The organism is Hoyosella rhizosphaerae (assembly GCF_014643175.1).
Classification (GTDB): domain Bacteria; phylum Actinomycetota; class Actinomycetes; order Mycobacteriales; family Mycobacteriaceae; genus Lolliginicoccus; species Lolliginicoccus rhizosphaerae.
The window spans coordinates 623,519-647,719 of the sequence record NZ_BMJH01000003.1; the positions used below are offsets into that span (position 1 = coordinate 623,519).

The 24,201-nt window shown below is 57.1% G+C and carries 23 protein-coding genes; 5 read left to right on the plus strand and 18 right to left on the minus strand.

The features are described 5' to 3' along the window. Positions 1-16: 16 nt before the first annotated feature. The gene (locus IEW73_RS14640; RefSeq protein WP_188676714.1) at positions 17-835 is read left to right on the plus strand and encodes a DUF3109 family protein; all 819 of its coding nucleotides are present in this window, start codon (positions 17-19) and stop codon (positions 833-835) included. Here IEW73_RS14640 and IEW73_RS14645 read toward each other — a convergent pair. From IEW73_RS14645 to IEW73_RS14675, 7 genes are all read right to left on the minus strand, one after another. After that, positions 832-1,518 carry a response regulator gene (locus IEW73_RS14645; protein ID WP_188676717.1) on the minus strand — a complete coding sequence of 229 codons (687 nt, stop codon included), beginning with the start codon at positions 1,516-1,518 and terminating at the stop codon, positions 832-834. The two genes, IEW73_RS14640 and IEW73_RS14645, sit on opposite strands and share 4 nt — an antisense overlap. Next, entirely contained in the window at positions 1,515-2,717 is a 1,203-nt protein-coding gene (locus tag IEW73_RS14650; RefSeq protein WP_188676721.1) for a sensor histidine kinase, read from the minus strand. Before IEW73_RS14650 ends, IEW73_RS14645 begins: the two co-directional genes overlap by 4 nt. A 145-nt stretch (positions 2,718-2,862) precedes the next feature. Next, complete coding sequence (locus tag IEW73_RS14655) at positions 2,863-3,609, minus strand: phosphoglyceromutase (RefSeq protein WP_188676724.1); 747 nt, start codon at positions 3,607-3,609, stop codon at positions 2,863-2,865. A gap of 68 nt (positions 3,610-3,677) precedes the next feature. Beyond that, entirely contained in the window at positions 3,678-5,267 is a 1,590-nt protein-coding gene (locus IEW73_RS14660; protein WP_188676727.1) for an AMP-binding protein, read from the minus strand. A 67-nt stretch (positions 5,268-5,334) separates the two neighbouring features. After that, positions 5,335-5,868, minus strand: a complete 534-nt coding sequence (locus IEW73_RS14665) for a type III secretion system chaperone family protein (RefSeq protein ID WP_188676730.1) — start codon at positions 5,866-5,868, stop codon at positions 5,335-5,337. Between the two features lie 60 nt (positions 5,869-5,928). Then, positions 5,929-7,278, minus strand: a complete 1,350-nt coding sequence (gene mshA / locus IEW73_RS14670; RefSeq protein WP_229676045.1) for a D-inositol-3-phosphate glycosyltransferase — start codon at positions 7,276-7,278, stop codon at positions 5,929-5,931. Positions 7,279-7,406: 128 nt separating this feature from the next. Continuing rightward, positions 7,407-8,234, minus strand: coding sequence for an alpha/beta fold hydrolase (locus IEW73_RS14675; protein WP_188676735.1), 828 nt, complete (start codon positions 8,232-8,234; stop codon positions 7,407-7,409). Positions 8,235-8,317: 83 nt separating this feature from the next. Here IEW73_RS14675 and IEW73_RS14680 point away from each other — a divergent pair, with 83 nt between their 5' ends. Next, on the plus strand, positions 8,318-9,064 hold the full coding sequence (locus tag IEW73_RS14680; RefSeq protein WP_188676738.1) for an SDR family NAD(P)-dependent oxidoreductase: 747 nt from the start codon (positions 8,318-8,320) through the stop codon (positions 9,062-9,064). Positions 9,065-9,085: 21 nt separating this feature from the next. Here IEW73_RS14680 and IEW73_RS14685 read toward each other — a convergent pair whose 3' ends face one another. Next, positions 9,086-10,135, minus strand: a complete 1,050-nt coding sequence (locus IEW73_RS14685) for a UDP-N-acetylmuramate dehydrogenase (RefSeq protein ID WP_188677024.1) — start codon at positions 10,133-10,135, stop codon at positions 9,086-9,088. A gap of 83 nt (positions 10,136-10,218) precedes the next feature. Between IEW73_RS14685 and IEW73_RS14690 the strand changes: the two genes are divergently transcribed. Together IEW73_RS14690 and IEW73_RS14695 are read left to right on the plus strand one after the other, a co-directional pair. Continuing rightward, positions 10,219-10,722, plus strand: coding sequence for a DUF2505 domain-containing protein (locus IEW73_RS14690; RefSeq protein ID WP_188676743.1), 504 nt, complete (start codon positions 10,219-10,221; stop codon positions 10,720-10,722). Between the two features lie 139 nt (positions 10,723-10,861). Next, positions 10,862-11,644 (plus strand): LmeA family phospholipid-binding protein, encoded by a 783-nt coding sequence (locus tag IEW73_RS14695; protein WP_188676745.1) that lies wholly within the window; start codon positions 10,862-10,864, stop codon positions 11,642-11,644. 10 nt (positions 11,645-11,654) lie between these two features. On the opposite strand, the gene deoC is transcribed toward IEW73_RS14695, so the two are convergent. Next, complete coding sequence (gene deoC, locus IEW73_RS14700; RefSeq protein ID WP_188676748.1) at positions 11,655-12,323, minus strand: deoxyribose-phosphate aldolase; 669 nt, start codon at positions 12,321-12,323, stop codon at positions 11,655-11,657. Between the two features lie 27 nt (positions 12,324-12,350). Here deoC and purU point away from each other — a divergent pair, with 27 nt between their 5' ends. Continuing rightward, complete coding sequence (gene purU, locus IEW73_RS14705) at positions 12,351-13,238, plus strand: formyltetrahydrofolate deformylase (RefSeq protein ID WP_188676751.1); 888 nt, start codon at positions 12,351-12,353, stop codon at positions 13,236-13,238. Positions 13,239-13,243: 5 nt separating this feature from the next. Here the strand turns inward: purU and IEW73_RS14710 are convergent, their stop codons facing one another. The 9 genes from IEW73_RS14710 to aceA form a co-directional block, all read right to left on the minus strand. After that, on the minus strand, positions 13,244-14,251 hold the full coding sequence (locus IEW73_RS14710; protein ID WP_229676024.1) for an alpha/beta fold hydrolase: 1,008 nt from the start codon (positions 14,249-14,251) through the stop codon (positions 13,244-13,246). A gap of 164 nt (positions 14,252-14,415) precedes the next feature. Continuing rightward, positions 14,416-15,168 (minus strand): MerR family transcriptional regulator, encoded by a 753-nt coding sequence (locus IEW73_RS14715; protein WP_188676753.1) that lies wholly within the window; start codon positions 15,166-15,168, stop codon positions 14,416-14,418. A 468-nt stretch (positions 15,169-15,636) separates the two neighbouring features. Beyond that, complete coding sequence (locus IEW73_RS14720; protein ID WP_268236322.1) at positions 15,637-15,912, minus strand: DUF2516 family protein; 276 nt, start codon at positions 15,910-15,912, stop codon at positions 15,637-15,639. Between the two features lie 148 nt (positions 15,913-16,060). Further along, positions 16,061-16,894, minus strand: a complete 834-nt coding sequence (locus IEW73_RS14725) for a hypothetical protein (protein ID WP_188676756.1) — start codon at positions 16,892-16,894, stop codon at positions 16,061-16,063. Positions 16,895-16,978: 84 nt separating this feature from the next. Then, a complete protein-coding gene (locus IEW73_RS16595; protein WP_229676046.1) occupies positions 16,979-17,326 on the minus strand; it encodes a helix-turn-helix domain-containing protein in 348 nt (115 codons plus the stop codon). Positions 17,327-17,707: 381 nt separating this feature from the next. Further along, positions 17,708-18,967 carry a DUF445 domain-containing protein gene (locus IEW73_RS14735; protein ID WP_188677033.1) on the minus strand — a complete coding sequence of 420 codons (1,260 nt, stop codon included), beginning with the start codon at positions 18,965-18,967 and terminating at the stop codon, positions 17,708-17,710. 138 nt (positions 18,968-19,105) lie between these two features. Next, positions 19,106-21,397: a 5-methyltetrahydropteroyltriglutamate--homocysteine S-methyltransferase gene (gene metE, locus IEW73_RS14740; protein ID WP_188676762.1), complete on the minus strand. Its 2,292-nt coding sequence runs from the start codon at positions 21,395-21,397 to the stop codon at positions 19,106-19,108. A gap of 163 nt (positions 21,398-21,560) precedes the next feature. Beyond that, a complete protein-coding gene (locus IEW73_RS14745; RefSeq protein WP_188676767.1) occupies positions 21,561-22,487 on the minus strand; it encodes a 3-hydroxybutyryl-CoA dehydrogenase in 927 nt (308 codons plus the stop codon). Then, entirely contained in the window at positions 22,487-23,773 is a 1,287-nt protein-coding gene (aceA, locus tag IEW73_RS14750) for an isocitrate lyase (RefSeq protein ID WP_188676770.1), read from the minus strand. The genes IEW73_RS14745 and aceA overlap by 1 nt, the downstream gene beginning before the upstream one ends. Between the last annotated feature and the right edge of the window lie 428 nt (positions 23,774-24,201).

The following is a 24,201-nucleotide window of genomic DNA, read 5'->3' on the forward strand; positions in this document are numbered from 1 at the left end:
GCTACCGTCGGAGGCTGTGAAGCACCCTCTCTCTTCGGCAGACCAGACGCCAGCCCCGGCGCCTGAGGTAGCCCTCGATTTTCCTCGCGAGTGGATCGAGTTCGTCGACCCCGCTAACAGTGAGCATGTGATTTCGGCGGACCTCACGTGGCTCCTGTCCCGATGGACGTGTGTTTTCGGCACGCCAAGTTGTCAGGGAATCGTCGAAGGACGCGGCTCAGACGGTTGCTGCACCCACGGCGCTTTCCTTGCGGACGACGAAGACCGCGACCGCGTAATCGACGCTGTGGGCGACCTTACGGAGGACGACTGGGAGCTGATGTCCGAAGCCATTGACGCTTCGGGAACTGAGTTCGACATCTTTGAACTCGACGAACTCGACGGTGAAGAAGCGTTGCGCACGCGCCGCTTCGATGGGGCATGCATCTTCCTCAATCGCCCAGGATTCCACGGCGGTGTTGGCTGCGCACTGCACCATATGGCCGTGCGCACCGGACAAGACCTCGTCGACGTCAAACCAGACGTCTGCTGGCAATTACCCATTCGTCGTACTCAAGAATGGGTTGACCGTCCCGACGGGGAACAGATTCTCAGAACCACGTTGAGCGAATACGACCGCCGAGGATGGGGCCCAGGCGGCGAAGATCTCACGTGGTGGTGCACGTCATCACCGGACGCACATGTCGGTAGTGAACCCGTGTGGAAGTCGATGGCAGCAGAGCTCCGCGCCCTTGTCGGAGTTGACGCCTACAACGAACTTGCCGAGTTGTGCCGCCGTCGCTCACAACTCGGGCTGATCGCCATCCACCCTGCAACGAAAAACGCCACCGCTTAAGGTTCGAGCTTGTACCCAAGCCCACGAACTGTCACAAGGTGGCGCGGCTTGGCCGGATCCTGTTCGATCTTGGAGCGCAGTCGCTTGACGTGCACATCCAAAGTTTTGGTGTCTCCGACGTAGTCGGCGCCCCACACGCGGTCGATGAGTTGCCCCCGAGTCAGGACTCGACCACTATTGCGCAACAGATACTCAAGTAGGTCGAACTCTTTCAGCGGCAACGTGATGGCGCTGCTGCCGACCTGCACGATGTGCCGATCAACGTCCATGCGCACCGGCCCCGCCTCAAGGACAGTGTCACTCGACATCTCTGCTTCTGGTTCGAACCCGCGACGAAGTACAGCTCGGATGCGAGCAATCAGTTCACGTGATGAATACGGCTTGGTGACATAGTCGTCTGCACCGATTTCGAGGCCCACCACTTTGTCGATTTCGCTGTCACGAGCCGTCACCATGATCACGGGCACAGCAGACTTGGAGCGCAACTGTTTGCACACTTCAGTTCCGCTCATGCCAGGCAGCATGATGTCGAGTAGCACGATGTCTGCACCGTCGTTATCGAACGACTCGAGAGCAGACGGCCCGTCGACAGCAATGGTGACCTCGAAACCTTCCTTGCGGAGCAAGAATGCTAGCGGGTCGGCCAACGATTCTTCATCCTCCACGATCAGAACTTTAGTCACCGGCGTAGGTCCTCTCTTCGTTCCGCTGGGGAATTCCCAGGATTCGTGCTCTCCGGTAATTCCGGAGCCTCAAAATATGCAGGCAGAACAAGCGTGAATGTTGACCCAGTTCCAGGCCGACTCCACATTCGTATCGATCCATTGTGATTAGCCGCTACATGTTTGACGATTGCCAACCCGAGACCCGTTCCACCCGTGGCGCGAGATCGCGCTTTGTCGACGCGAAAGAACCGCTCGAACACACGCTCATGATATTCGGGGTCAATTCCAATTCCGCGGTCCGTGACACTGATTTCAACATTGTTGCCACGGAAGTTTCGACTAATTGTCACTGGAGTGTTCGAGGGAGAATACGAAATTGCATTCGACAAAAGGTTAGAAAGCGCCGTCACCAGAAGTGTGCGGTCACCCAAGACCTCAAGCCCACTGGGAAAGTCAGTAGTGATGGTGATATCCGCAGCATCGGCCGACACAGCGGCACGCTCTAGGGCTTCGCTCACGATCTCATCGACGTCGACAACGTCAAGGTCAGGCAACTTTTCCGCGCCTTGAAGTCTCGACAGTGCGATGAGTTCACTGACCATGTTGCCCAGCCGGTTAGCTTCATGGTGCATCTTCGCACCAAAATGACGCACAGATTCTGGGTCATCGCTTGATTCCAGTAAAGCCTCTGCCAACAAACTAATGGCCCCTACTGGCGTTTTAAGTTCGTGGCTGACGTTAGCGACAAAGTCCCGCCGGGTCGCCTCCATGCGAACCTGCTCCGAGTCGTCTTCTGCGTAGATTACTGCAATGCGCGGATCCACCTCGTGGAGTAAGTGCACATGTCCACGCACTGCAACGGCGCCCCGCGCCAAAGTTCGCGTTTTTGCTGAAAGGTCAAAATCGACACTTTCGCTGGTATCAAAAACTTTCTTTGTTGCCACCCAGGCGCGCTCGTCAAGAAGGTGGTTGCGCACGACTCCGAGTTGTTCCACGCGTTCATTCGACAGCAGAACGTGTTGGTACTCGTCAATGACTGCGATACCGATGGGGGAAGAAGTGACAACGAGATCAAGTACCTGCGACACGGTCAATGAGTCTTCTTTTTCGCGGGACCCCTCAGCCTGGCTTTGCAGTCGCGAATTAATCAGCGAACCGGCAATGCCGCCGATAGCTGCCGCGCACAATGCGAGCACCAGTGCCTGGAGAATCGTCACGTTTCGAATCGTACGGGTGATTGAACAAACACCCTAATATCGTGCGCGACTTCTAATGCATGTCACACTGTGCGCGACGTATGTTCGCCGTCTGTTAACCGCGACGCTACCTACAGCCTCCTACTTACCCGGCTTGCCCGGCTTTTTACTTACCCTGGGCAGCTACTGCCGCAGCCCCCGCCGCTGCCGCATCGGGATCTAGGTATGTGCCACCAATCTTGCGAGGAGTTAGATCATCATTATCGAACTCATACACCAACGGAATTCCAGTTGGAATGTTCAGTTGTGCAATATCGGCATCTGAGATCCCGTCGAGGTGTTTAACCAAGGCGCGCAATGAGTTGCCATGCGCCGCGACAAGAACTGTTTTTCCCGCTTTCAGATCCTTCGCAATTGTTTCCTCAAAATACGGAATGAACCGCTTAACCACATCAAGGAGGCACTCCGTCAATGGGGCATCGGAAAGGTGTGCGTACCGGGGATCGCTGTCCTGGCTATATTCGGTGCCCGACTCGATCGGCGGCGGCGGAGTGTCGTAGCTACGACGCCACATCATGAATTGGTCATCACCGTACTCGGCTTTAACTTGCGCTTTGTTTTTGCCTTGCAGCGCGCCGTAGTGCCGTTCGTTGAGCCTCCAGTCGCGTACCACTGGAATCCACAGACGATCAGCGGCATCGAGGGCCACATGCGCTGTGGTGATCGCACGCCGTAGCAGCGAGGTGTACAAGATATCTGGCGTCACTCCATGTTCGACGAGCAGTTCGCCAGCTCTTTTCGCCTCACCCATGCCTTTCTCAGTCAGGTGTACATCCACCCAACCGGTGAACAGGTTGAGCGCATTCCATTCACTTTCGCCGTGCCGAAGCAAAACGAGGGTTCCGATAGTCATGCCTTTATCCTTGCACGCTAGGTGGTGACGTCTTGCGTGGTCCTCAAAGTTGATCGCAAGCACACAATTTACTGGGCAGCAGCTTCACGCGCGCGCAGATCTTTCCGCAGGATTTTCCCCGCGGCAGATTTGGGAACGACATCGATGAACTCGACAGCGCGCACCTTCTTGTGTGGCGAGACCTTAGCCGCGACAAACTCCATCACGTCGTCTTCGGTCAGCCCTGCCTCTGCTTGCTGCACGACGTAAGCCTTTGGAACTTCTTCTCCCTCGGAATCAATGACCCCGATTACGGCAGCATCAGCGATCTGGGGGTGCGACAACAGCAGCGCTTCAAGCTCGGCTGGGGGCACCTGATAGCCCTTGTACTTGATGAGTTCCTTCAACCGGTCAACGATTGTCACAACCCCTTCGGCACTCACAGTCGCCATGTCACCGGTGCGTAAGAATCCGTCGTCGGTGATCGTTTCAGCAGTCGCCTGCGCGTTGTTTAGGTACCCAGGCATGACGTTAGGGCCTTTGCACCACAACTCACCAGCTTCACTCACGCCGGATTCGGGAACGGGAATCTCCTTCTCCGAAACAGGATCGACCAGTTTGCATTCCATGTTCGGGATTGTGAAGCCAACCGAGTCGAGTGGCACGTCCGCACGATCAAGTGGAATGAGGTGGCTGACGGGGCTCATTTCACTCATGCCATACCCCTGGCGAACAATGCAACCGAGTCGCTTTTCGACCGCGTGACCGAGATTCGCATCGAGGGGCGCAGCGCCGGAGAAAACGAGTTCCACGCTGGACAGGTCTACCGAGTCGACCGCGGGGTGCTTAGCGAGGGCTACCGCGATGGGCGGAGCGATGAAGATCTGCGTGCACTTGTGCTCAGATGAGATGCGTAGGAACTCATCCAGATCGAACTTCGGCATCGTCACCAATGTGGAGCGGTTGAGCAATGCCAAGTTCAGGAGAACTGTCATTCCGTAGATGTGAAAGAACGGCAGAACCGCAAGTATCCGTTGCGGCTTCCCGCCGATGAGCCCGTTGGTTTGGCTGACGTTTGCCACCAAGTTCTTGTGCGTCAGCATCACTCCCTTGGGGCGGCCCGTCGTGCCTGAGGAGTACGGGAGAACCGCAAGTCGTTCACTTGGATCAAACGTCACTGTGGGTGCGGGTGCGCCTTCGGTCAGTAGATCCCGCAGCGATTCGTGGCCAGGTGCACCATCGAGAACAATTACTTTAGATGCGTCCAAGCCTGCTTTTTCAGCGCCTGCGACTGCCTGTGGCAACAGTGGTGACACCGTGAATAGCAATACCGCACCGGAGTCGTTCAGTTGATTGGCGATGTCATCGGCGGTGTACAGGGCGTTCACCGTCGTGGCGGTGGCGCCTGCACGCAAGATGCCGTGAAACACCGCGCCAAAAGCCGGAATGTTGGGCGAGTGCAACGCCACCACGTCCCCGGGTTTCACGCCGCGAGCTGCTAGAGCGCCTGCTACACCATTAATGTGAGCGATCAGTTGGCCATAGGTCATTACCTGCCCCGAAGGTCCGTCAATAAATGCGGGAACTTCAAGTTCGGCATCGCTGATGGAACCGAACAGGAAGTCGTACACACCTTGGTTCGGAATCTCTACGTCGGGAAATGGACTTCGAAAGCTCATGGCGCTCCTGTCAGGCCGGGTATGACATGTGCGTGATGTTGCTCACGCTATCACCGCCGACTTAACATCAGTTGACAGACGACTGAGGTTCAGCGCTCTCACTGTCGTCGTCTTTAATCAGGTGCTTAAACGCCTGCAGGTTCGCCAGCGACTCCCCCCGCGACACGCGCCAAGCCCATTCCCGCCGAATCGACGTGATGAAGCCAATTTCGAGCAGCACATTAAAGTCGCTGTCCGCCGCCTCAAGCACTTGACCCAAAATTCTGTCGATTTCATCTGGCGTCACCGCATGGTGGGACATTCTTCCTACGAGGTAGATATCTCCACTGCGGTCGACCGTGTACGCGACGCCATACAGGCGACGGTTCCGTTGCAGTAGGTACTGGTGTAGGGAGGGCTCATTTTCATCAGGATGACGACAAACAAAAGCCTCAATGCGCACGCCGTGCGTTGAAGGGGTTAGCAAACACGTCGTCTTTAGCTTTCGCACCCCAGGAAGCTCAACAACAATGTGCTTGTCGCCGCGCAACTCGTAGTCGATACCTCTGGAGGTCAGAGTTTCCTCAATGACCTGCAACGATCCGGTGACATCATCAGACATGCAGCGCTCTCCTCACGGAATTGGTCGTGCCCCTTCCAGAGTGCCATGCATCACCAATGTTTAGCCGCCGAGGGTGTGGGCGCGACTGTAGTTTCGCTTGCGGCGCAACACTCGCGCCCGCCCTGCAACGCGTCGTGGCGTTAACTGGCTGCTCGGAGGCACCGCGGCACCTAAGGCCCGCCGATAGCATTCGACCAGAGCGTCGACGGTGTGTCCCCAAGAAAACTGGGCCGCATGGATCGGTGCAGCGTGCGCGTAGCGGGCACGCAATTCGTCGTTGCCCACAATCTCACGCAGCGCCGAAGCCCAGTCGTGCACATCGTGCCCATCGACTAGCTGTCCTGACACCGCGTCGGCAACAGCTACGCCCAACCCGCCAACGTGCGCGGCAACGACGGGGGTGCCGCACGCTTGTGCCTCAAGAGCAACAAGCCCAAATGACTCCGAATAGCTAGGCACTGCCACAACGTCTGCAGCTCGATATACCGTCACCAGGTCTTTGGCCGGTTGTGGAGGGAGGAACGTCACGCGATCCTCGATACCGACCTCGTGGGCGATCGCATCCAGCGAGTAACCGTGCTGACCCGTTCCGGAAGTTCCACCAACGATTAAAACCCGCACCGGCACAGTGTCGTCAGCATCTAACATCGCACCGACGGCTCGCAGGAGCACGTCAGGCGCCTTCAACGGTTGAATGCGGCCCACGAAAGCAATGACCTTCTCCGCAGGATCAATCCCAAGCGTTTTCCGCGCCTGGAGTTTGTCGCCTGGTGTGAACTGCGCGAGGTCCGCACCGGGAGCTGCGATATCAATTTTCCGTGGATCAGCGTGATAAAAATGCTGCAACTGCTGAGACTCTTCGTCGGTATTGACGAGTAACCGGTCAGACTCATTGACAATCTGCTGCTCGCCGACCTGTCGCGCAAGCGGTTCCGGCACATCACCGTGGGCAAGCGACGCGTTCTTCACCGCCGCGAGCGTGTGCGCCGTGTGGACCAAAGGAATTCCCCAACGGTCACGGGCGAGCCAACCAACCTGGCCGGAAAGCCAATAGTGCGAATGAATGAGGTCGTAGTGCCCCGGTTCGTGAGACGCTTCCTCACGTAAGACAGCTGCAGTGAAAGGGCACATCTGGCTCGGCAAATCCGTTTTGCCTAATCCTTCAAACGGTCCGGCCACAATGTTGCGCACTGTCACCCCAGGCGCGGCCTCCACCGAATGCGGGTCGAGCGACGATGTCGCACGCGTGAAAATGTCGACCAGTATTCCTCTGCGAGCAAGTTCTTTGGCTGTTTCCAACACATAGACGTTCATGCCTCCGGCATCGCCTGTACCGGGCTGAGCAAGCGGCGAGGTATGAACTGAAATTACCGCCACACGCCGAATGTCAGGCGCGTTCAAGCCGGTCACATCACGTGCTTCACGCGCAACCGCATCGTCGTCGGCGCTCGTACATCGAGAAATCACTCGGCCCATCCTGCCCTATCTGGTCACGCAATACGAAGTCTGAGGCCACAGAGGTGCAACTCAGTTCTCTTCTAGTCACAACTCGCAAAAGCGCGAATTTCTTCCGCACAGCGCACTGGGTCTTCGAGGAACGGGGCGTGCCCAACACCTTCCCACTCACTAAGCTGGGACTTCGGCACCACAGTTACCCCATGGCGCGACGCGTTGATATCAACAAATTGATCGTTGGTGCCGTGAATGAACAGCGCCGGGATAGTGAGGCTGCCCAGTGTTGCGTCGTGATTCACGTGACGTCGAAACAGCGCGGTACGGACGTGTGGCGGTGTACATAAACTCGTTCCGAAGAGGGCTTGCTGCATCGGGCCCAAATCCGTTCGTTCCGTCGGAACGAGCGCAGTGCCGAAACTACCCAAAGCGCGGATCGCTTCGCTAGGCACGGCGGATAGCCCACCTTGAATGACGTTGCGCATCGCGCTACCGATCGCTCCGCCGGGGCAGTCCCGCCCGATGCTAGTAATCGCACCAACAAAGACGACGCCAGAAATGTCCGCGCAGCCCCGTTCGGCCAGATAGTCGCAGATCACCAGACCGCCATACGACCAGCCAACCACCATTGCACTGTGCGCGTTTTCACGAGCTAGAACGGCGGCGATATCGTCAGCCCACAGTGTCGAATCACTGTAAGCCGCGTGCGGGGCGTCGGAATACCCGTGACCACGAAGGTCAATCGCGATCACCCGAAACGTCTCCGACAGCAGCGTGATGAGGTCCGGTCCCCAGCATTGTGACGATTGCGCCCAACCGTGCACCAGCAACAACGGTGGAGAGGCACGATCACCTGTAACGCGATACACAATTCTGGTGCCATCACTGCTAGAGACTTGATACACCGCACTCATGCCCCAACCGTAGCGGCAACTGGCCTCACCGCGCGCTGCTGCTACCGCGCATCATCGTAGTTGACGCCACTAAGATCGGCCGCATGACGATTCCTGCTAATTCACGTATCGCTGTCGTTACCGGTGCAAGTTCGGGAATTGGTGACGCCACAGCCCGAAGCCTGTCCAATCTCGGCTTTCACGTCGTGGTAGGCGCACGGCGGATTGACCGCCTTGAGGCCCTCGCGAACGACATCGGCGGGACTGCACTCCCCCTCGACGTGACCAATGACGAGTCCGTCGCCTCTTTCGCCCAGGCACTACCCCGCGTCGATGTGCTTGTGAACAATGCAGGCGGCGCAAAAGGACTCGACACGGTCCAAAACGCGAACCTGGATCACTGGCGGTGGATGTGGGAAACAAACGTCCTCGGCACGTTGCGTATGACAAAAGCGCTGATCCCCAAACTCGCAGCATCTGGGGATGGGCTCATCGTGACCGTGACGTCCATTGCTGCGCTCGAAATTTACGCAGGAGGTTCGGGCTACACATCCGCCAAACATGCCGAAGGCGTGCTGCACAGAACGCTGCGTGACGAGTTGTTGGGTCAGCCGATTCGGCTAACGGAGATTGCGCCGGGCGCAGTCGAAACCGAATTTTCATTGGTTCGCTTCGACGGTGACAATGACCAAGCAGCCAAAGTGTACGAAGGCTTCACTCCCCTGGTCGCAGAGGACGTCGCGGAAGTTATAGGTTTCGTCGCATCCCGACCGTCACACGTCAATCTCGATCAGATCATCATCAAGCCACGCGCTCAGGCTGGTCCAGGCAAGTTTCATCGCGAACTATGACGGTGTATTAACTGCAGTGGACTAGATGTGCACACCGACGCACACAGGTTCTGGGTGTAGCCGGACGCCAAAAGCATCCTCGACCCCGCGTTGCACTCGCCGCGCCAACTCAACGAGATCAGCAGTCGTCGCGGAACCCCTGTTTGTCAGCGCCAGGGTGTGTTTCGTCGACAACCGCACAGGCGCGTCCTCACCCGGGAATCCGCGCGAAAAACCTGCACGCTCAATGAGCCACCCCGCCGATAGTTTGGTGCGCCCAGGCCCGGCGGGGAACTGTGGCATCGTCACGTCGGCCCCGAGCAGGTCCTGGGCCTTGCGTAGGACTTCTGGAAGCTCCTCAGTGGGAATGATTGGGTTGGTGAAGAACGACCCCGCGCTCCACGTGTCGTGGTCGTCGCTGTCGAGGACCATCCCTTTTCCCGCACGCAACGCGAGGACTGCCTCGCGAACGTCGGCGACAGGAAGACGGTCTCCTTCACTCGCGCCTAGTGTTCGAGCGAGTTCGCCGTAACGCACCGGAGCGCTGAGGCCATCGGGCAGAAGATCAAGTTCCACCGACAGCACCACCGCTGTGTCAGAGTTTTTGAGGATGCTGTGTCGATACGACAGATGCAGTTCCTCAGGACCAGCCCAGTGCACTGTGCCGCTTGCGCGGTCGAGCAATTCGACGCGACGTAGCACCGATGCAATTTCCACACCGTATGCGCCCACATTCTGCACTGGAGTCGCACCTGTTGACCCCGGGATTCCCGACAAGCATTCGATACCACCGAGCCCTTGCGCGACTGACGCAGTGACCGCAGCATCCCAATTCACACCGGCTTCGGCGTGCATGACACTTCCGTCGAACTTGAGATCAGTGGTGGCCACTCGGACCGCAACCGCATCGACACCGTCGTCCGCGACGACAAGGTTTGACCCGCCTCCGACGATAAGAATGGGAATCTGCTCGCTGTCGAGTCTTCGCACCACCCCAGCCAACGCTTGGGTGGTCGGACAGCTAACAATCGCTGAGACTGGCCCCCCAAGGCGCAGTGTTGTGTGTGCCGCTAGTGGGGAGTCATACGTCACTTCGGCGCCGAATTCTTCGCCAAGTCGCGCCACGAGGCTCAATGAGTGGATTGGAGACACAAGAGAACGGTAACCTGCCGATCATGGCTCGCCGCACAGAGTACAAAAAAGAACTGTCATGCACCGCCGAACAGGTGTACAAAGCACTGTCCTCCCGCCAGTATTGGGATGACCGCATCGCCGACATTGGTGGCACCAATGCCAGCGTTGTCAGCTTCAATGCTTCGGACAACGGGATCGAAGTCGAACTTCAACAATTCATCAAGCGCGAAAAGCTACCTTCGGTTGCTCAAGCCGTCATTAAAAACGATATGACGATCATCCGGAAAGACACCTGGGGTCCATTCAACGGCTCTGCAACTGGCGACTTCTTCGGAACAATGAAGGGCGGACCTGGCGACATCAAGGGACCCCGCACGATCACAGCGTCCGGCGACGGCTGCGTCATCAGCGCCACGGTTGAAGCCAGAGTGAGCGTCCCCATCGTTGGCGGGAAGCTAGAGAAGTTGCTTCTCCAGAACGTCGAAAGCCTTTTCTCCGACGAAGATGACTACACGGCGAAGTGGGTTGCTAAGAATCTCGCCTAGCACGCCTCGGTTGTTACCGCGTGGGTGTGGCTGCCATCTGTAGCCGCACCCACGTTTTTTGATTCACTTCCCACTTACTCAGCCAATCCACAGTCGCTCACAAGGAACCATGTATCTGACTGGGGCACAATGGGAACTAATGAAGACCACTCCGATCACCCCGCCGCGCCGAAATCGTCGGACCGCAACCATTGCGATCTTCGTCGTCGGCTTTCTATTTGTCGGCCTAGCCGCAGTCGCTGTGGGCAGCGAGATCTACCTACGCAAGCGGGTTTCTGACTGCATGGCTCAGTCAATGACCTACTCGATCGGTTCACCCGTTGAGATCGAGATGAGTCGTAAACCCATGGTGTGGCAACTCATCGACGGAAAAACCCCGTACATCACAATCTCCACCGTGGAGGACCGTGTTGGGGACGCCGAAGGAATGTCGATGGACCTCCGCCTCAATGATGTCGAGTCATTGAGCGATGGGCCGGTCGCCAATACCGTGCAAAGCAGCTCCGCTGAGGTCAGGTGGACCGCTCAGGGCATCCTTGCGACACTGCAACAGCAAGGCGTGCTCGCTGTGGTGTCATCTGTCGTTCCCAACGAACAGGATCAAACGCTCAACGTCCAAATCGTCGGAGCCATCCTTGGCGTCACCATCAAGCCGTCCGTCGCAAACGGCGCGCTCGACCTCGAAGTCGTTGAAGCAAACATCCTGGGTTTCCGCATTCCTCGCGAAATCCCCCAGATGATCATCGGCACGATCGGAAGCCAACTTGCCGAGTTCCCACTCGACATGCAAGCCAAGGACGTGGCCGTCACCAATGACGGAATTGTGCTTCAACTTGAAGGTGGGTACACCGAGATCGAACGCGTCGATCCCGCCGACGCCGACATTCCTTCGGAGCTTGAGGAAGCGTGCACCCTCGTCTAGTCGCGAGTAGCTAGTCGGTGAAACCGGCCAACACAGTGGCACTCGATGACAGCCCAAGGCGCGTCGCCCCTGCTGCAATGAGATCCCGCGCTGTCTCTGTGGTGCGGATTCCACCGCTGGCTTTCACGCCGAGGGAGTCACCGACAGTCGCTGCCATCAACTGCACAGCGTGCACAGAAGCCCCGCCTGCCGGGTGAAACCCCGTGGATGTCTTTACAAAGTCAGCACCTGCCTGCTGTGCGGCTTTGCACACAGCAACAATGGCGTCGTCTGACAATGCCGCTGACTCGATGATGACCTTAAGGATGACATCGGGGCCTGCCGCCTCGCGAACGACCACAATGTCCTGGAGTACCTCGTCGTAGGCACCGGCAATCGCAGCGCCGACATCAATCACCATGTCAATTTCGTCGGCACCGTTCTCTACCGCAAGGCGAGCTTCTGCACCTTTAATAAGCGAATGATGTTTACCGGAGGGGAAACCCACCACCGTAGCCATCACGAGCCCGTCACCGTTGATCGGCAACATTGACGGCGATACACACACGGCCAAAACGCCGAGCTCATGGGCTTCATCGATCAACGACACAACATCAGCGCGCGTCGCTTCCGGTTTAAGCAAGGTGTGGTCGATCATCTGGGCAACACGGGCCCGTGTGAGAGTCTGAGGCACATCCATTCTGCTGAGCTTGTCATACTTACCTACATGGCAGTGAACGAGGTAGCAGATGATCGTCGATACACCCTCTCGCTTGGGTGCCCAGACGCACTTGGAATCGTGGCGCGACTGGCTGGTTTTCTTGCAGATGCAGGTGCCTGGATCGTCGAAGCGGCCTACCACGCAGATCCCGACACAGGGTGGTTCTTCACCCGTCAAACAGTTACTGCGTCGTCAGTGCGTATGACCTTGGACGAATTCCGGGATCAGTTCGCCGAAATCGCCGCAACCTTTGGTACCGAAGCGGAATGGTCTGTCCATGATTCCGCAGAACGCAAGCGCGTAGTGCTGCTCGTGAGCAAAGAGGGCCACTGCCTTCACGACGTTCTAGGCAGGGCTGCGACGGGCGAACTAACAGCAGACATTTGTGCCGTAATCGGCAACCACATGACACTCGAACCTGTCGCTCGGGCACACGGAGTGCCGTTCCAACACGTCCCCTTCCCCACTGATGCCGAGGGCAAAACCGCAGCATTCGAGGAAGTTCGCACACTCGTTGATGCCCACAACCCTGATGCAGTGGTGCTTGCTCGTTTCATGCAGGTTCTACCGCCACAACTATGCGAGCACTGGAAACACCGTGCGATCAACATTCACCACAGCTTCCTGCCATCATTCATGGGCGCGAAGCCGTACCACCAGGCACACGAGCGTGGAGTGAAAATCATCGGCGCTACCTGCCACTACGTCACCGCTGAACTCGATGCTGGTCCCATTATCGAACAAGACGTCGTTCGCATCGACCACTCATACACCATCGCGGATATGGTGCGGCAGGGCCGCGACATCGAAAAGATCGTGCTGTCGCGCGGTCTCCGATGGCACCTTGAAGGGCGAGTGCAAGTACACGGCCGCAAAACAGTGATCTTTAGCTAGGCTGTTTAGCCAACGCGTCGGTACATTGCAGGCATTCCTGCAAGACGGCGGATCTCCGAGTTAACAGCCTCGGGTGCTTCCACCGGACTCATGTGGCCGACGTGCGGCAGTTCGATGAACTGTTCGAGATTGCCGCGGGCTTCGAGCTTGTCACGGAGCCTGTACGAGTGCACCGGTGGCGTCAGTCGGTCACGGCTTCCTACCAGCACAGTTGTGGGCACAGCCAAATTGTCGAGCGCTTCACTAATGTCGAGCCGGCCGAGTACGGTACCCCACTTGCCTCGCACTTTGCTCGGGCACGTGCGAACTATGCTGTGGCAAAAGTTGCGCTGTTCGGCGGTGGCGTAGGGGCCCATGGTCGCGTACTCGAGTGCACTACTGTGCAGGAAGTTCGTCGGGATCGGTGCGGAAATTGCAGCACCCACGATTGTTGGTCGAAGTGGAACTGAACGGAACAGTCCAGGCAACACAGTTTCGTCTGCCGTTAGCCGACCTGAGGCTGTGCTGAGCAACATCGCCGCCGTTGCATATCGCGCGACTTCCTGAGGGTATTTTTCGGCCCAGGACATCAGCGTCATTCCGCCCATGCTGTGGCCAATGATTACAGCACGTTCAGAAGGTTGGAGTGTGGTGCCGAGCACTGCCGAAAGGTCGTCGGCGAGGACTTCTGGGCTTAGTCGTGTCCGGCCGAGTTCGCTGGCGCCATGGCCGCGCTGATCATAAGTGATCACACGAAACTCGCGAGCTAGATCATTGATCTGTGGCCGCCAGAATGCGCCACTGCATGTCCATCCATGCGCGAGAACGAGCGGTTGCGCTCCCCTGCGTCCGTATACCTGCACATTTAACTTGGTGCCGTCGTACGAGGTGACATAGCGGGTCAGTGTTGGTTCAACCGCTTCCACCAAGAGATTCGCGATGCTTGAGGGTGCATTATCGGTTACGTGCTGTTCAGCTGCCCCAGCAATTGACATGCGGGGCATTGAGATACCGCCCAAGATCGGCAACTTCACGTGTTCCACCTCATCGTGTTCCGCAGCACCAACAGTGTGCTGGGGAGCGCTCCGTTGCGCCCCTTGCGGCAATACTTTTACAGATTAGTGGAAAATGCAAGCACTTGGAACGGTTTTTTGACATATAGCCCAAAAGTGTTAACGGGTGACTCAGGTCACAAGTGCTACGTGTCCGCGTCCTGATTGAGCGCAGCCGCGGCCCTGTTGATCGCCTTGCTGATCTCAATCTCCATAACCTCAGTGAAGATTATGTCGACAACCTTGTTCGCCAAGGGCCGCAATTTTCGCGAGACTTCAGCTAATTCCGCAATACGTTCTTCGTCGAAGTTGCCGCTCATCACATCAAGATCACCATTGTCGGAGAGGAACGTAGCGGTAATGGTCTCGACAAACATCTGCGCAACATCGCGGAGATCCTCGCGAACGCGTTGCCCGTTTTCCGTAATGGTTTCCAAAGGAACCCCAGCGTCGACCAGTACCTGGGCAATTTCCAACAGCCGGGGGTTGAGGACAGAAATGTCCTCACCACTCCCCGCGAGGACGCCGAGTTCTTTGCTTCTCTCAAACGCAGTAGGCGGATTCTGGTCTCCGAAAATTCGACGCAATTCCCCGAGGGTGATTTTCGCCTTGGAGCGAAAGAACCCAAGTGGCCCACGAAGGTCGTCTGACTCAAGGATTTCATCGATACTCATGCCGTACTGAGAGGCAGCCAGGAGCTCACTGATCGTCGCAAAGGTGTACCCGCGCTCAAGCATGCGGGTAATGAGACGCAGCCTCGAGAGGTGCGATTCGTTGTACCAACCAGTGCGGCCCTCTTTGCGCGGGGGTGGCAGCAGTCCACGATCCTGGTAGACACGCACGTTACGAACGTTTATTCCGGCCGCACGCGCCAGATCATCGATCCGGTACTCTTTCATCTCCCGCTTTCGCTTCCCCACAATGCGGGGGCCGTCTTTGGCGAATACGTTTTCAGCCTCAATGCCTGTGGGCGAGTATACCCATGATCTAGTGAATCAGATCGTCGTCAACCGACGGCTGACATTACAAAACTGCACCAACTCGATATTGAACTTTTGTCAACAAATCGGCGCACGATTGCGCTCCCCCGGAATTCGATTTGGCCATCCTGCAAAATTTCCAAAAAAATAGGTGCGAGACATCATTGTCCGCACCAGGAAAGATAAAGAAGCCAATCAGTTGGGATGAGTACTCACATCTGCGAGTACACCCAAGCTTAAGGAAGGGCACCCACTGCCGGGATTCGCCGTTGAACACCCCTGGGCACCATCCTGCGCTTCGACGCTGAAGCCACGGTGCACACTACCATTGTGACAATGAGTGTTGTCAATATGGCATCCGCGGCGCGTCAAAACCCTACATAACGGCTACCAACGGGGGCCGCTTTGAACCTCATCAACCTTTGGGCGCACGTCAGCCAGATACACACCGATCGCGACAACCGCCGCTAGGCCGAAAATGCTCCCAACCGTAAAGACAAACAGGAAGAACGTCGCTGCAGCCAAAATAGCCACCCACACCGGCTTCGTTAGCTTGTCAACAGCCGTGAAAGCGTCAGGGCGCTGCCTCAAAGCATGAACGAAGGAAAAGACCCCACCGCCAATGGCGACGGCTGTAAGGACCATCAGAGTCAGTTGCTGCACGCCACCATTCTAGTGTGCCCACCATGAACCGCAATATTTGACATGACAAGCATTTAATACAGCAGGTATTCGATAAAACAGGGGCCTGGTAGACGCACAACTGCGCGTACCAGGCCCCACAAGGTCTTCCAGCAAACTAGCTACAGACTTAAGCCTCAGACGCCTTCGCTGATGCACGACGTGGCGCCGCCGCGCGCTTCGCTGGTGCACGACGCTTTGGAGCAGGCTTAGCAGCCGGGGTCTCTTTAGCCTGAACTGCCTCAGATACCTCTTCCGCTTTAGCTACCACTGCATCCGCAGCGGCCTCCGCCTCCGCCTTCAGCTCTGCCTTCGCTACAGAAGCCTCGGCCTCAACCGAATCAACTGCCGCAGCCAAAGTTTCCTTCGCCTCATCAGCAAAATCTGACGCAGCCTCAACGACATCGGATGCCGATTCCGCAGCCTTGTCGGCAACTTCTGAAACCTTCTCAGAAGCAGCACCCACGGCCTGCTGAGACTTTCCGCTAATCTTTGTGACCGCACGCAGTGCAAGTTCACGAACCAAACGCGAACGTCGGGTCAGCTCTTCAATAGCCTCGCCGGTGACCTCTACAGCATCGTTAACGCGAGTCTCCACGAGCGGCTGCAAACGGAGCTGCTCCACCCGAGTCTCACCGCGTTCCGCCAAAGCACTGTATGTCTCTGACGCAGTCTGTACGTAAGCTTCGGCTTGCTTCTTCAACTCGTCACGGCTGAGACGTCCCCGCAATTCCGACAAGTCACTCGGAACCTGCGACGGCAACGAAACTAAACGGTCGCGCGTGCGGTCCAGCCGTGCCTGAGTGTCTGTCGCTGCATTGCCAGCGAAACGGCGAAGGTCCTTGACGAACCCTCCCAACGTCTCAACTGCATAGTCGCCTGCTCCGACTGCCACAAAAAGTGGAGTCTTAACAGAGTCGACTGCCTTGATGTCGATGGAATTCTTACTCAATGTTTTAGCCACGTGTCGTGCTCCCCACGAATGTCGATGTCATTGTTAAACCCCGAGGAACCGTGGTGCATATAGGGTCAAGCCCACAGTTCCGCTTCACTCACCGGCCTGGTTCTCGTGGCAGAACGAATTATAGATTTCAAGGATTACCTGCTTCTGCCGTTCCGTAAGAACAGCGTCAGCGAGCACTGCATCATTCACTGGGCTTGATTCCCGCTGCTCAAGAATCCCAGCGCGCACATACAACGCTTCAGCGGAAACCCTTAATCCTTTGGCGATCTGACCAAGAACTTCGGCGGACGGTTTTCGTAGCCCACGTTCGATCTGACTGAGGTACGGGTTGCTCACTCCTGCGCGCTCCGCCAACTGCCGCAGAGACACTTGCGCCATCTCGCGCTGCGCGCGAATGAATCCGCCAATGTCTTGCGCCGCGTTGCTCACCACACGGACTGCAGAGGATCCACCGCCACTGCGTGTTTCCTCTGAACTCGTATCTCGATCGGACGACTTTCCGACTTCCTTGTCGGCGCTTTTGGAACTAGTGGAGGAAGGTTCAGACCCGTCTCGGTCATCGGATGAGATCGCAACATCGTTTTTCTCATTCGGTGCTTCGCTGTCGGAATCACCTGCGTTTGTGGCCCCGACAGCCTGATCGCTGACTGCGTTGTCATCACCGATATTTTGGCCGCTCGATTGAGTCATCGACTCTCCTCCGCTCCGGCTACGTGCGTGAGAGTACCCACGTGTGCTAACTCCTGCAAGCACTCACACTAGCGGTGTCGAAACTGACCCGTACAAGGTTTCTGACAAGTAAATAAAAATGCACTATCCGCCAAACATTAAATGCGTGATGCTGTGAATTGAGAAGCCCGCCAAGGCACCTACAACAGTTCCGTTAATGCGAATGAATTGAAGATCACGACCGACCTGAAGTTCGATCTTCATGCTTGCCTCATCAGCATCCCACTTCGAAACCGTGTCGCTAATAATTCCCGTGATCTCGTGCGCGTAGTTGTCTACCACGTAACCCGCACCTTCAGTGAGCCATCTATCAACCTTGGCGCGCATCGCATCGTCATGAGTTAGCCGATTACCGAAGTCCATGACCCAATCGCGAATCTTCAACCGCAACGTGCTGTTGGGGTCATCCACGGACTCAAGAATCATTTTCTTCACTAATGCCCATGCTGCGCTGGCGAGGCTCGTAACCTCGCGGCGGTTCATCAACTCATCTTTGATGCGCTCCGCCTTCGCGATGGTCGCCTCATCGTTTTGCAAGTCATTCGCAAAATCGAACAGGAACTTGTTCACCGCAACGCGAACTTCATGCTCAGGGTCAGCACGCACCTTCCACGCAAACTCCACCAGCTCGCGGTGAATCTTCTCGCCAACTAGTAAGTCAACAACCTTCGGCGACCACGTCGGGGAATCACGCGTGACAACGCGATCAATTGTGTCCTGCGAACCCAACGCCCACTGATACGCCCGATCACACAGCAACTCAATGACAGGTTGCTGCCGATTTTCCTTCAGAAGCTCATCGAGGATCTTCCCCAACGGCGGGCCCCACTGCGGTTCGGCGATCTTGCGCACCAATGTTTGGTCAATCACCTGCTGAACATCTTCATCTCGCAGAACCACCACAATTGCACGAAGAATCGTGGCCGCCTCCATAGACAGCCTGTCTGCGTGATCGGGATCAGACAACCACTCCCCTGCCTTGCGTGGCAGTTCCACAGACTTGAGCCGCTGAGTTACAACATCCCGCGACAGAAAGTTGGTACCAACGAAGCTTCCCAAGCTTTCACCAAGCTGATCTTTCTTCTTCTTAATCAAAGCGGTGTGCGGGATCGGCAAGCCCATCGGCCGTCGGAACAGTGCCGTGACGGCGAACCAGTCGGCGAGTCCCCCAACCACGCCTGCTTCCGATGCGGCGCGCAAGAAACTCACCCACGAGGCCGTATCCTCCTGGGATTCCAGCCACCGGCAATACAGGTAGATAGATGCCGCGATGAGCAGACACCCAATCGCGAACGCCTTCATCTTTTGGAGATCACGGCGTTTGGCTTCGTCATTGAGATCCATGAGCTGCACAAAACCATTGTGTCCCAGTGGGTCGAGTCTCGCGCAGTTGCCCTACATTTTTGGTTGCAACACCCGAGAGATAGCAGAAGGGTGGGCTGAATCGCCTATGCGATTGCGCCCACCCTTCCGTACCATTACCTAGGCGTCAGAGGCCCTACGTCGAATGCGTCGGGCAGCGGCCACAAGGTTTCGTAGTGACGGCTCAAGCTGCCAGTGATGGCGAGTCTTCAATCCACCATCAGGGTTTGCCCACAAGCGTTCCGGCTCAACCGCCTGGACTGCACGAGTAAGCAATTCATCAATCTCGTCGATATCAGGGATGCGAGCTGAGCGACTTTCGTAGACACCCGGACCGACACCGCGTGTGAGGCCAGCATCTTGAAGCGCATCGAGGACCCAATACAGCGACCGCGTGGCCGACACAATGTAGGTCACGTCAGCATCGAGGTGCTCAATAGCCTCAACTACAGCTGCAACACCAGAAAGACCAATGTGGGTATGAATTTGAGTCTCTGGCCGCACACCCGCAGTAGCTAGCCGGAAGGCGCTAACTGCCCAGTTGAGGTACTCTTCACGCCCCTCAGGTCGGCGCGGCAGCAGAGTCCTAATCGCCGGCTCGTCAACCTGAATGATCTTGATTCCAGCGTTTTCAAGATCCACCGTTTCGTCCCGCACTGCCAGCGCGATTTGCTTGACGGTTTCCTCAAGCGGCTGATCCTCGCGAACAAAGGAGAACGCCAACATCGTCACAGGCCCCGTGAGGATCGCCTTCACTGGTTTGTCGGTGAGCGACTGCGCGTACCCAATCCACTCCAGCGTCATCGGCTTCGGACGAGACACGTCACCGTAAATGATGGGTGGACGAACACAACGCGACCCGTAAACCTGCACCCACCCATTTCGGGTGACCGCAAAACCGTTCATCAGTTCGGCGAAGTACTGGATCATGTCGTTGCGTTCAATTTCGCCGTGGACAAAGACATCGAGGCCAATGTCTTCCTGCAGCCGCACCACGCTCGCGATCTCGGCTTTGATTACCTCGACGTAGTCGTCGTACGACAGGCGATCTTGGCCCAAGTCATACCGCGCTTGCCGAACCGCATTTGTTTGCGGGAATGATCCCAATGTTGTCGTGGGAACAATTGGCAGAGCCACGGCTGCGCGTTGCGCTTCGCGGCGCTCCGCGTAGGGAAGCCTGGTTGCGTCTTCGTCCGTGATCGCCGCTACTCGTTCGAGAACAGCGTTGTCAGGTTCAATGGGGGCGAGCTCATCGCGGGCTTGCCATTTGTCGGGCGCGCCGTCTCGAAGTGCCCGCGCAAGCGCAACAACTTCGCCGACCTTTTGTTTAGCAAACGCCACCCGGTCCGCGACGGCACCGGGCAAGTCATACTCAGACAGCACGTCAACCGGAACATGTAGCAATGTGCACGACGTTGAAACCACAATGTCAGGCACCACGGCTTGCAGTTCTTTGAGGTAATCAAGCGCGGCGGTCTTGTCCGTCTTCCACACATTTCGGCCGCTGACGACGCCCGCATACAAACGCTTGCGCCGAAGGCCCGGTATTGCTGCGAGCTCTTGCGGTGTCTTACGTGCAGCCACAAGGTCGAGGCCGATAGCTTCAACTTTCGACGCGGCCAAAATGTCCAATGCGGGACCAAAGTCGCCGTACTGGCCGGTGACGAGGAGTCGAGGGCGCAAACCGGCGGAACCGAGTACGTCATAGGCCCTGCGGAACAGAGCTAGTTCGTCATCGGTGCGTTCCAGTGTGAAGTACGGTTCGTCGAGCTGAACGCATGTAGTGCCAGCCTTAACCAGTTGCTCGCACATCTCCACGTACTTCGGCAACAACGCATCGAGCATGTCCAGTGGCACAAAATCTTCTGGCGCCCCTTGCGCCGCTTTGCTCATGAGCAGCAGCGTCACAGGCCCCATGATGACGGGACGCAACTCAATACCCGCAGCCGCGCCGCGCTTAATTTCGTCGAGGATGCTCGACACGTCAACGCTGAACTCCATGCCGGGTTCAATCTCAGGTTGCCGGTAGTAATAGTTGCTACTGATGAACTTCACGAGCTCAAGCGGCGGAAAATCAGGCTTGCCGCGAGCCATCGTGAAGTAGAGGTCCAGCGGATTCAGTTCCTCTTTCAGGGCGGCAAATCGGCTAGGGATCATGCCGAACATGAATGCCGCATCGAGAACGTGATCGTAGAACGAGAACGTGTTTCCAGGCACTTGCGACAGACCGGTGGCAGCGAGTTCACTCCACGTTTGCTCCTGAAGCTCACGACCCGTGGCAACAAGTTCGTCTTGAGTGATGCCGCCATGCCAATAGGAATCGAGGGCCCGCTTGAGTTCACGTCGCGGACCAATCCGCGGGTAGCCCAGGATGCTGGAGCGATAGTCACTCATATGGGGGGAACTGGTCATTCCTGCCTTAACCTTTCCTGCGCCGCTGACCTCACTCCTTGGCAGGAGCGTTGGAAGGTCACTCTGTGCTCGATGCAACCCTACTGCGAAACGGTGTCAAACAAACAGAAAGGGGCGCGGACTTTCGTAAAGAAAGCACCGCACCCCTTGCCATTTTATTGAACTACTTTGAGGAAGGTCGCCCCGAAGCAGGGTATTGGTAGAAACCATGCCCTGTCTTTTTTCCTACCCGACCGGCTTCAACCATGCGCAGAAGCAACGGCGGCGGGGAGTACAGCGGCTCCTTGAACTCTTCGTACATTGAGTCCGCAATCGCCTTGATGGTGTCAAGCCCAACCAGGTCGCTCAGAGCGAGCGGTCCCATTGGATGCGCTAGACCCAAAACGATTGCCTTGTCGATGTCTTCGACTGTGGCAAACCCTGATTCCACCATTCGAATGGCGGAGAGGAGGTATGGAACCAGGAGTGCGTTCACCACAAATCCCGACCGGTCTGCTGATCGGACGACCTGTTTGCCCAGGACGTCGCGGGCGAAAGCTTCCGCCCGGACCGATACTTCAGTGCTGGTCATCAGCGTGGTCACTAGCTCAACCAGGGGCAGCACAGGCACCGGGTTGAAGAAGTGCATGCCGACGACACGCTCGGAATGCTTAGTAGCCATTCCTAGCTTCATGATGGGGATCGAAGAAGTGTTCGATGCGAGAACCGCTTTGGGATCGGTGACGATCTGATCAAGCTCCGCAAAGATTGCAGTCTTAACCTTTTCGTCCTCGAGAACCGCTTCCACGACAAGCTGACGATCCGCGAAATCGCCGAGATCAGAGGTGAAGCGAAGTCGCCATGCGGCTTGTTCGCGTTCCCGCTCGGTGATTTTTCCGCTGCTCACACCGCGGTCGAGCGAACGAAGAATCCGTGCCCGACCCGCTGCTGCGAGTTCCCGAGTTTGTTCGAACACCAGTACGTCGACGTGTGCGCGAGCGCACACCTCCGCGATACCCGCGCCCATCTGCCCGGCGCCGATAACACCTACTCGCGAGATTTTATCTCCGGCAACTGCATTGGTGGCTGGAGCGTCAGCTTGTCCCGACATCAGTGGAACTGACCTTCTTCAGTGGAGCCCTTGAGAGCTGCAGTGGAGGTGTTGGGGTCGACCGTGGTGGCGATCTGGTCGAAGTACCCGGCGCCAACTTCACGCTGGTGCTTGGTGGCGGTGTATCCACGTGACTCTGACGCGAATTCGCGCTCTTGAAGGTCGACGTATGCAGTCATGCCTTCGCGTGCGTATCCGTATGCAAGGTCGAACATGCTGTAGTTCAGCGCGTGGAAGCCAGCAAGCGTGATGAACTGGAACTTGAAGCCCATGGCGCCGAGTTCACGCTGGAACTTCGCGATGGTGGCGTCGTCGAGGTGCTGCTTCCAGTTGAAGGAAGGCGAGCAGTTGTAGGAGAGCAACTGGTCGGGGAAGTCAGCCTTGACTGCTTCCGCGAACTTCTTAGCAACCTCGAGGTCCGGTACACCGGTTTCCATCCAGATCATGTCGGCGTATGGAGCGTATGCCTTCGCGCGAGCGATGCATGGCTCGATGCCGTTCTGGATGTTGTAGAAGCCTTCAGCGGTGCGCTCACCGGTGATGTATGGCTTGTCGCGCTCGTCCACATCAGAAGTGATGAGTGTTGCGGCCTCAGCGTCGGTACGTGCAATCACGACGGTAGGGGTGCCAGCAACGTCAGCTGCGAGGCGTGCCGAAGTCAGTGTGCGGATGTGCTGCTGCGTCGGGATCAGAACCTTGCCGCCGAGGTGGCCGCACTTCTTCTCCGAAGCGAGCTGATCTTCCCAGTGGGTGCCGGCGGCGCCCGCAGCGATCATGGCCTTCTGCAGTTCGTAGACGTTAAGTGCGCCACCGAAGCCAGCTTCACCGTCAGCAACGATCGGCACTAGCCAGTTGTCGATGGAGGTGTCACCCTCAGCGGCAGCGATCTCGTCTGCGCGGAGAAGTGCGTTGTTGATACGGCGAACCACTGCCGGTACCGAGTTTGCTGGGTACAGGCTCTGGTCTGGGTAGGTGTGACCTGAAAGGTTCGCGTCACCAGCTACCTGCCAGCCGGACAAGTAAATTGCCTTGAGTCCCGCGCGAACCTGCTGAACGGCCATGTTGCCGGTCAGTGCGCCGAGGGCGTTGATGTAGCCGTCGCCGTTAACGCCTTCCCAAAGGATTTCAGCGCCGCGACGGGCAAGGGTGTGCTCTTCGACAACACTGCCCTGCAGGCTAACAACCTGCTCGGCGGTGTAATCGCGGGTGATTCCGTTCCAGCGTGGGTTGGTGTCCCAATCCTGCTGGATTTCGGCTGCGGTACGTGGCTTACCGACGTTAGACATCGATGCTCCAGTTTCTCTGAGTTGTAGTCCTGGTGATACGACCGCACCGGACGCTGGTGGCCGCCCAGTTTGTGAGTGGCCAACGCGGTGGTGATTTCACGGCAGTGTTTTCACGCCTATGATTTCGCAGCGGTGTATCTCATCGGATCTGTTACCTCTCCGACAATGCCATACATTAAAGTCGCAGGTCTACCACTTGCAAATGCCAAACTTGGCTATGTTTTCAGCGGGTTTTGCAAATTTTGCTAATTTGCTCTGCGAATCCAGCGTCAGAAAACAGTACAAGCGTTACGTTACCGCAGGTAGCTCCACACCCTCCCACAGGCGCTTGCGCCGCCGCCACCACACCAACGACCCGACAAACGCACCCTTCACCGCAGGCCACTGTGAGCGCACTCACATACCGACCTCGCCGATTTCACTCCCAG

Bases quoted from the DNA above. Each gene is read 5' to 3' on its own strand.
- IEW73_RS14735 (WP_188677033.1), bottom strand. From the start codon at position 18,967: ATGGATCTCAATGACGAAGCCAAACGCCGTGATCTCCAAAAGATGAAG.
- IEW73_RS14655 (WP_188676724.1), bottom strand. From the start codon at position 3,609: ATGACTATCGGAACCCTCGTTTTGCTTCGGCACGGCGAAAGTGAATGG.
- IEW73_RS14695 (WP_188676745.1), top strand. From the start codon at position 10,862: ATGAAGACCACTCCGATCACCCCGCCGCGCCGAAATCGTCGGACCGCA.
- IEW73_RS14745 (WP_188676767.1), bottom strand. From the start codon at position 22,487: ATGTCGGGACAAGCTGACGCTCCAGCCACCAATGCAGTTGCCGGAGAT.
- IEW73_RS14665 (WP_188676730.1), bottom strand. From the start codon at position 5,868: ATGTCTGATGATGTCACCGGATCGTTGCAGGTCATTGAGGAAACTCTG.
- IEW73_RS14680 (WP_188676738.1), top strand. From the start codon at position 8,318: ATGACGATTCCTGCTAATTCACGTATCGCTGTCGTTACCGGTGCAAGT.
- IEW73_RS14690 (WP_188676743.1), top strand. From the start codon at position 10,219: ATGGCTCGCCGCACAGAGTACAAAAAAGAACTGTCATGCACCGCCGAA.
- IEW73_RS14715 (WP_188676753.1), bottom strand. From the start codon at position 15,168: ATGAAAGAGTACCGGATCGATGATCTGGCGCGTGCGGCCGGAATAAAC.
- deoC (WP_188676748.1), bottom strand. From the start codon at position 12,323: ATGGATGTGCCTCAGACTCTCACACGGGCCCGTGTTGCCCAGATGATC.
- IEW73_RS14660 (WP_188676727.1), bottom strand. From the start codon at position 5,267: ATGAGCTTTCGAAGTCCATTTCCCGACGTAGAGATTCCGAACCAAGGT.
- purU (WP_188676751.1), top strand. From the start codon at position 12,351: ATGGCAGTGAACGAGGTAGCAGATGATCGTCGATACACCCTCTCGCTT.
- metE (WP_188676762.1), bottom strand. From the start codon at position 21,397: ATGACCAGTTCCCCCCATATGAGTGACTATCGCTCCAGCATCCTGGGC.
- IEW73_RS14675 (WP_188676735.1), bottom strand. From the start codon at position 8,234: ATGAGTGCGGTGTATCAAGTCTCTAGCAGTGATGGCACCAGAATTGTG.
- aceA (WP_188676770.1), bottom strand. From the start codon at position 23,773: ATGTCTAACGTCGGTAAGCCACGTACCGCAGCCGAAATCCAGCAGGAT.